General features: G+C 32.7%; 6 protein-coding genes and 1 tRNA gene. All 7 read left to right on the top strand.

The annotated features are described in order from the left end of the window. The first annotated feature begins 12 nt into the window (after nt 1–12). The 7 genes from ftsH (at nt 13) to I4V16_RS10590 (ending at nt 8099) form a co-directional block, all read left to right on the top strand. The gene (ftsH, locus tag I4V16_RS10560) at nt 13–1842 is read left to right on the top strand and encodes an ATP-dependent zinc metalloprotease FtsH (protein ID WP_049178889.1); all 1830 of its coding nucleotides are present in this window, start codon (nt 13–15) and stop codon (nt 1840–1842) included. Nucleotides 1843–2040: 198 nt separating this feature from the next. Next, complete coding sequence (locus I4V16_RS10565) at nt 2041–3708, top strand: formate--tetrahydrofolate ligase (RefSeq protein WP_195542268.1); 1668 nt, start codon at nt 2041–2043, stop codon at nt 3706–3708. 142 nt (nt 3709–3850) lie between these two features. Next, nucleotides 3851–4630: a type III pantothenate kinase gene (locus I4V16_RS10570; protein WP_195572879.1), complete on the top strand. Its 780-nt coding sequence runs from the start codon at nt 3851–3853 to the stop codon at nt 4628–4630. 5 nt (nt 4631–4635) lie between these two features. Beyond that, on the top strand, nt 4636–5604 hold the full coding sequence (dusB, locus tag I4V16_RS10575; RefSeq protein WP_195542269.1) for a tRNA dihydrouridine synthase DusB: 969 nt from the start codon (nt 4636–4638) through the stop codon (nt 5602–5604). Nucleotides 5605–5866: 262 nt separating this feature from the next. Beyond that, nucleotides 5867–6349 carry a transcription elongation factor GreA gene (greA, locus tag I4V16_RS10580; protein ID WP_027098493.1) on the top strand — a complete coding sequence of 161 codons (483 nt, stop codon included), beginning with the start codon at nt 5867–5869 and terminating at the stop codon, nt 6347–6349. Between the two features lie 13 nt (nt 6350–6362). Next, complete coding sequence (gene lysS, locus I4V16_RS10585; RefSeq protein ID WP_195966679.1) at nt 6363–7874, top strand: lysine--tRNA ligase; 1512 nt, start codon at nt 6363–6365, stop codon at nt 7872–7874. Between the two features lie 150 nt (nt 7875–8024). Continuing rightward, nucleotides 8025–8099 (top strand) — tRNA-Asn (locus tag I4V16_RS10590). Nucleotide 8100 lies beyond the last annotated feature (1 nt).

An 8100-nucleotide genomic window follows, 5' to 3' on the forward strand; every position in this document is an offset into this window, starting at 1 on the left:
GGGGGGCTTTGAATGGCGAATAAAAAGAATTCAAGCTCAGCTTTATGGATAATAGTACTATTTGTTCTGGTATTTGCTGCTTTTACTATTTGGCAAACTAAAGGAACAACAGATAGCATTCCATTTAGCTTATTTCAAGAAAAGTGGAAAAGTAACGAAATTGAGAGTATAGTAATAAGACAAGATAAGATGCAAGTTCAAGGTAAAACTCGAGATAACAAGATATTTACTACGAATGCTCCAGATGAGATGATAAACTCATTATTAAAAGATAGCCCAAGAAGTGATGTTAAAATTGAATATGAAGCTCCATCTAATAATGTAGCGTGGTTAAGTATAATACCTGTGGTGTTATTAGTGGTTCTGTTTTTAGTATTTTTATTTGTATTTACACAACAGTCTCAAGGTGGAGGCGGAGGAAGAGGAGTAATGAACTTTGGAAAAAGTAGGGCTAAAATAGCCTCTCCTGATGCTAAAAAAGTAACTTTTAAGGATGTTGCAGGGGCTGATGAAGAAAAAGCTGAATTAGAGGAAATCGTTGATTTCTTAAAGCTTCCTGCTAAGTATATAGAAATGGGAGCAAGAATTCCTAAAGGAGTGCTACTAGTTGGTCCTCCTGGTACAGGTAAGACATTATTAGCGAAAGCTATAGCTGGGGAAGCTGGAGTTCCGTTCTTTAGCATATCTGGTTCTGACTTTGTTGAAATGTTTGTAGGTGTTGGAGCTTCTAGAGTTAGAGATTTATTCCAAGAAGCTAAAAAGAATGCACCATGTATTGTGTTTATAGATGAAATTGATGCAGTAGGTAGACAAAGAGGTGCTGGATTAGGTGGCGGTCATGATGAAAGAGAACAAACTTTAAATCAGTTACTTGTTGAAATGGATGGATTTGGAGTTAATGAAGGAATAATAATGATAGCTGCAACTAATAGACCTGATATTCTAGATCCTGCTCTATTAAGACCAGGAAGATTTGATAGACAAATTGTTGTAGGAGCACCGGATGTAAAGGGAAGAGAAGAAATTTTAAAGGTTCATACAAAGAAGAAGCCTCTTAGCGAAGATGTTAATCTTGAAGTGTTAGCAAAGAGAACTCCAGGATTTAGTGGGGCTGACCTAGAAAATCTTTCAAACGAAGCAGCTTTACTATCTGTAAGAAGAAGTAAAAAGCAAATTGGAATGCTTGAGATGGAAGAAGCTATTACAAGAGTAATAGCTGGACCTGAAAAGAAGAGTAGAGTTATAAGTGAACATGATAGAAAATTAACTGCCTATCATGAGGCAGGTCATGCTGTTGTCATGAGATTATTGCCTAATGCAGACCCTGTTCATGAAATATCTATAATACCAAGAGGTAGAGCTGGTGGTTATACAATGCATCTTCCAACAGAAGATAGAGCTTATACATCAAAATCTAGACTTAAAGATGAGATGGTAGGGTTGTTAGGTGGAAGAGTAGCTGAACACCTAATTTTAGGAGATATAAGTACAGGAGCTAAAAACGATATTGATAGAGCTAGTGATATTGCAAGAAGTATGGTAATGGAATATGGTATGAGTGATAAGATTGGTACTATATCATATGGATCAGACCAAAATGAAGTTTTCTTGGGTAGAGATCTAGGAAGAGGAAGAAATTTTAGTGAAGAAATTGGAGCTAAAATTGACAAGGAAATTAAATCTTTAATAGATGAAGCTTATAATAAAGCTGAAACTTTACTGAAAGAAAATATAGAAAAACTTCATGCTGTTGCAGGTGCTTTATTAGAAAAAGAAAAGCTTGAAGGTCAAGAATTCTTAAAAATATTTGATAATGCTAATAAAACAGATAATTTAGCATAATAAAAAGTGTCGAGTTTATCGGCACTTTTTATATTATGCGAAAATTAAATTTTTAATAACAATATAAAATCATAAAATCAAGGGGTGAAGACGAACAATAATACAAAGGAATGATTAAATGTACGAAAAATATTTCAAAAAAATACAGTCAATGGTATAATCTTAATATGAACTTTATAATAAGGAGGAAAAATAGTAGTGAAAAGTGATATTCAAATAGCTCAAGAAGCTAAAATGGAACCTATTATAAAAATTGCGCAAAAATTAAATTTAACAGAAGATGATATAGAATTATATGGTAAGTATAAGTGTAAAATAGGATTAGATGTATTAAATAATAACAAATCTAAAGAGGGAAAATTAGTACTTGTTACAGCAATAAATCCAACACCAGCCGGTGAAGGAAAGTCCACAGTTACAGTGGGACTTGGTCAAGCGTTGTGTAAAAAAGGGAGAAATGCAGTTATTGCGTTAAGAGAACCTTCTTTAGGTCCTGTTTTTGGCATAAAAGGAGGAGCAGCTGGAGGGGGATATTCTCAAGTTGTTCCCATGGAGGATATAAATTTACATTTTACTGGAGATATGCATGCCATAACAGCAACAAATAACTTATTATGTGCAGCTATAGATAATCACATACATCAAGGAAACCTTTTAAGAATTGATTCGAGAAGAATTGTCTTTAAAAGAGTTATGGATATGAATGATAGAGCGCTTAGAAATGTAATTGTGGGGATGGGCGGTAAAGTAAACGGATTTGTAAGAGAAGATGGGTTTATGATAACTGTTGCATCAGAAATAATGGCGATTCTTTGTTTAGCTTCTGATTTAAGTGACTTAAAGAAAAGAATGGGTGAGATTGTTGTAGCTTATGATTTAGATGGAAATCCGGTTTATGCTAAACAATTAGAAGTTGAAGGGGCTATGGCATTATTAATGAAGGATGCAATAAAACCTAACTTAGTTCAAACTTTAGAAAATACTCCTGCTATAATACATGGAGGGCCTTTTGCGAACATTGCCCATGGATGTAATTCAGTTATAGCTACTAAGTTAGCATTAAAGCTTGGTGATATAGTTGTTACAGAGGCTGGATTTGGAGCAGACCTAGGTGCAGAAAAGTTTTTAGATATAAAGTGTAGATATGGCGGGTTAAATCCAAATTGTGTAGTGGTTGTTGCTACTATTAGAGCTTTAAAACATCATGGTGGAGTTTCAAAAGAGGAATTAAGTATACCTAATGTTGAGGCTTTATCAAAAGGAATAGTTAATTTAGAAAAACAAATTGAAAATATTAAGAAGTATAATGTTCCTGTTGTTGTGGCTATAAATAGGTTTTTAACAGATAGTGATGATGAAGTTAAGTTTATAAAAGATTATTGCAATAATCTTGGTGTTAAAGTGGCTCTTTCTGATGTTTGGGCAAAAGGAGGAGAAGGTGGCTTAGAATTAGCTGATATAGTAGAAGATGTTCTGGAAAATGAAAAGTCTAATTTTAAACCAATATACAATGTTGAAAAAAGTATAGAAGAAAAAGTATTAACAATAGCTAAAGAGATATATGGAGCAGACGGGGTTCAATACAGTGTAGCAGCAAAGAGGCAAATAAAAGAACTAGAGAAGTTTGGATTAGATAAGCTTCCTATATGTATGGCAAAAACTCAATACTCTTTATCAGATAATCCATCATTATTAGGTAGACCAAGTGGGTTTGATATAACTGTAAAGGAAGTCAAAGTTTCAAATGGTGCAGGGTTTATAGTGGTATTAACAGGAGATGTAATGACAATGCCAGGTTTGCCAAAGGTTCCCGCTGCAAATAAAATGGATATATTAGAAAATGGAGAGATAGTAGGGTTATTCTAGTGGTAAGTAATGTTTATGGACTTTTAATATACTTGACAAATTATGTTGACTTGCTAAAATTATATTGTTAAATTTAAGTTATTTTACTGAAATAAAGGCAGCTTCTAATAGCTGCTTTTAATTATATTAAAGGGGTGCTTTTATGATTTTACTTGTTGATGTTGGTAACACTAATATAGTACTTGGTGTACATAAAGATAATGAGTATATAGCAAGTTGGCGTATTTCAACTGATCCTAATAAAACATCGGATGAATACGGAATACAAGTTATGCAATTATTTTCCCAAAATAATTTAGATGCAAAAGAAGTTAAGGGAATAATTATATCATCAGTTGTTCCTAATATTATGCATTCTTTAGAGAATATGATAAGAAAGTGTTTTTCTATTGAGCCTATAATAGTAGGTCCTGGAATAAAAACTGGAATAAATATTAAATATGATAATCCTAAAGAGGTTGGGGCGGATAGAATAGTAAATGCTGTTGCAGCATGTGAAAGACATAAAAGACCTGTCATAATAATAGACTTTGGTACTGCAACAACTTTTTGTGCATTAACAAGGAATGGAGACTACTTAGGCGGATGCATTGTGCCAGGAATAAAGATATCATCTGATGCTTTGTTTGAAAGAGCTGCTAAGTTACCTAGAGTTGAGTTGGAGTTACCAGAACAACTAATTTGTAAAAATACTATTTCTAGTATGCAAGCAGGTATATTATATGGTTATATTGGTCAAGTTGAATATATAGTGTCTAAAATGAAAAACGAAATGATGAGAAAAAATAGCGAGGAACCATATGTAATTGCAACAGGTGGTTTGGCTAAGTTAATATTTAAAGAAACTGATGCAATAGATGAAGTAGATGATGATTTAACATTAGAAGGTTTAAAAATACTATATTATAAAAACAAGGAGTAATTAAGATGAAAATAAGTAATCTGGTCTTTGATAACAATGTATTTTTAGCACCTATGGCCGGGGTTACTGATATTTCCTTTAGGGGATTATGCAAAGAAATGGGATGTGGATTAGTAACAACAGAAATGGTTAGTGCAAAAGCATTACACTATGGAAGTGAAAACACACAAAGCCTTTTAAGAATAGCAGAAGAGGAAAAGCCTGTAGCTGCACAAATTTTTGGTAGAGATCCAGAGATAATGGCAGAGGTTGTTGAAAAATATTTTAACAATAGAAACGATATTTGTATTATAGACGTAAATATGGGGTGTCCAGCGCCAAAAATAACTAAAAATGGTGAAGGGTCAGCTTTGATGAAGGAACCTGAATTAGCAGCTGAAATAATAAGAGCTTTGAAAAAAGTATCTAACAAACCAGTTACGGCTAAATTTAGAATGGGTTACGATGAAACATGTATAAATGCAGTGGAGTTTGCTAAAAAGTTAGAAGATGCTGGAGTTGATTCAGTAACTGTTCATGGAAGAACCAAGAAACAAATGTATGAAGGAAAGGCTAATTGGGATATCATAAGACAAGTGAAAGATGCTGTTTCTATACCTGTATTAGGAAATGGAGATGTATTTACAGCAGAAGATGCATTAAAGTTAAAAGAAGTTTCCAATTGTGATGGAATCGTTGTTGCAAGAGGTGCAATGGGAAATCCATGGATATTTAAGCAAATAGAAAGAAAGCTTAAAGGTGAAGATGATTTAATAATCACACATAAGGATAGAGTTGAAATGTGCTTAAGACATTATGAGCTTGCAATAAAATATGATGGAGAGTACAAGGCTGTAAGAGAGATGAGAAAACATGCGTCTTGGTATATTAAAGGTCTGCCAGGTTGTACGGATATAAAAAATCATATGAATACACTAGATAATAGTGAAGAAGTGATTGAAATATTAAGAAAATATAGAGATCAGTTATCATAAATTTAGTTATTAAAATATAAATTTAGAAAATAGGAATTAAATTTATATAAAATGATATAATATTTAAACAGATATTGTTTAAATATACGGGTATTAATCGTAACAATTAGGTTATATAATGTTATTATATAACTTGAGTGGTAAGAGTGGGATACCCTTAATTATCATTTATTGACATATTATATTGGCTGATTTATAATATGTTAAATACTTTTAGGAATTAATAAAACCAACCTGCCAGGTTGATAAAGGGGAGTATAATATGAGTGAAACTAAAAAATTTCTTATGACGTATGAAGGTGTAAAAAAGCTAGAAGATGAATTAGAATATTTAAAAGCAGTAAAAAGAAAAGAAATAACTGAAAAAATAAAAGTGGCTTTAGGGTATGGAGACTTAAGTGAAAACTCTGAATATGATGAAGCTAAAAATGAGCAAGCTTTTACAGAAGGAAGAATTCTTCAACTAGAAAATATGTTAAAGAATGCTGAAGTTGTTGATGAGTCAGAAATACCAACAGATACTGTTTCTGTGGGTTCAATAGTAAAGGTAAAAGATTATGATTTTGATGAAGAAGTTGAGTACACTATAGTTGGTTCAGCTGAAGCAGATCCAATGAACTTTAGGATATCTAATGAATCACCAGTTGGAAAAGGGTTAATTGGTAAAAAAGTTGGGGATGTTGTAGAGGTTAATGTACCAGATGGAGTTTCAAAATTTGAGGTACTTGATATAAGAAGAGCATAACGGAGGGATGTAAATGTCAACTGAGGAAATGAATATTCAAGAATTAGAATCTCAGTTCAGTGAACAAGAAAGATTAAGAAGAGAGAAACTAGCTGAATTAAAGAGTGAAGGAAAGGACCCATTTGATGTATATAAGGTTGATAGAACTCATACATCAGAACAAGTAAAGTCTAACTTCGAAGATTTAGAAGGTAAAGAAGTTACTGTTGCAGGTAGAATAATGTCTAAGAGGGGACAAGGAAAGGTTGTTTTCTCTGATGTGCATGATAGAGACGGAAAAATCCAATTATTCATTAAGATTGATGAAGTTGGGGAAGAACAGTTAAAATCATATAAAACATTTGACTTAGGAGATATGGTAGAGGCTACAGGAGAAGTTTTTAAAACTAGAACCGAAGAAATATCTATAAAAGTTAAGAGTTTTCAATTAATTTGTAAGTCTTTAAAGCCATTACCAGAAAAGTGGCATGGATTAAAAGACCCAGATTTAAGATATAGACAAAGAGAAGTAGATCTTATAACTAACCCAGAAGTAAAGGATACTTTTATTAAGAGAAGTCAAATTATAAGAGGAATAAGAGAGTTCTTAGATAATAGAGGATTTTTAGAAGTTGAAACACCAATACTATCTCCTATAGCAGGTGGGGCAGCAGCTAGACCATTTATAACACATCATAATACATTAGATATTGATATGTATCTTAGAATTGCTACTGAGCTTTATTTAAAGAGACTTATTGTTGGTGGATTTGAAAAAGTTTATGATATGGGTAAGAACTTTAGAAATGAAGGTATGTCTGTAAGACATAACCCTGAATTTACTATGATAGAGTTATATGAAGCTTATTCTGATTATAATGATATGATGAAAATTATGGAAAACTTAGCGGCATATGTTTGCGAAAAAGTAAATGGTACAACTAAGGTTATGTACCAAGGAACAGAAATAGACTTTAAGCCACCATGGAGAAGAATAACTATGGTTGATGCTGTTAAGGAATATGCAGGAATAGATTTTAATGCTATTGCATCTGATGAAGAGGCACAAGCTATTGCAAAGGAAAAGCATTTAGAATTCCCTAAGCCATTAAACACTGTAACAAAGGGTGAAGTGTTAAATGCTCTTTATGAAGAGTTTGCTGAACAACACATGATACAACCTACATTTGTTATGGATTACCCAGTAGAGATTTCACCTCTTACAAAGAAAAAGAGAGGGAACGAAATGTTTACTGAAAGATTTGAGGGATTTGTATTTGGAAGAGAAATCTGTAATGCGTATTCTGAATTAAATGATCCAATAGTTCAAAGAGAAAGATTTGAACAACAAGCTAAAGAAAGAGAACTTGGAGATGATGAGGCGTATATGATTGATGAAGAATTCATGAGCGCTTTAGAAACAGGTATGCCTCCAACTGGTGGATTAGGATTTGGTGTTGATAGATTAATAATGTTCTTAACTGATGCACCATCAATAAGAGACGTATTATTATTCCCAACAATGAAACCACAAACAAATAATTAACATAAAAAAGGAGTTAATTCGATTAACTCCTTTTTCTTTTCTATCTTTAAAATGCTCTGTTTTTTTCGCGAATACTACTATATTTGAAATATTTTAAAAAAAGTGTTGCATTTATAGATAAAGCTGATATAATATCTAATGTAATGACGTTCCGCGATAGCTCAATGGTGGAGCACTCGGCTGTTAACCGATAGGCTGGAGGTTCGAGTCCTCTTCGCGGAGCCAA

Origin of the sequence: Clostridium sp. 1001283B150210_160208_E6 (assembly GCF_015669365.1) — a bacterium.
GTDB lineage: Bacteria > Bacillota > Clostridia > Clostridiales > Clostridiaceae > Clostridium > Clostridium paraputrificum.